This is a genomic window from Sporosarcina koreensis, assembly GCF_001531445.1.
GTDB classification, from domain to species: domain Bacteria; phylum Bacillota; class Bacilli; order Bacillales_A; family Planococcaceae; genus Sporosarcina; species Sporosarcina koreensis_C.
The window spans coordinates 1-243 of record NZ_LQYA01000275.1 but is presented as its reverse complement, the minus strand read 5'-3'; the positions used below and the strand labels follow the sequence as shown (position 1 = coordinate 243).

Annotated in this window: 1 protein-coding gene; it reads right to left on the bottom strand. The window is 33.7% G+C overall.

What is annotated here, in order from left to right; translation table 11 throughout:
* On the bottom strand, positions 1–183 hold a 183-nt coding region (locus AWV70_RS21925; protein WP_201024449.1), incomplete at its 3' end, for a plasmid recombination protein.
* Between the last annotated feature and the right edge of the window lie 60 nt (positions 184–243).

Genomic DNA, 243 nt, shown 5'->3' with positions numbered 1-243 from the left:
AATTTCTTTTACTCGCTCGTTATAATCAATATTTCCATCATTTATAAAATCGTAATTTTCATTTGATTTGTCTTTATCAATATCGGTGTTCGTCTTACTTTCCCGCTCTCTTTGATTGTGAAATTGAATCCCTTTTAAATCATGGGACTTCATTTTTTGCATTCTACAAACTGCATAGCTCATCATTTTTCAGCTCCATTCACGAGGTACAAACGTGTACCTGTTTTCGGTCAACTTCCATGT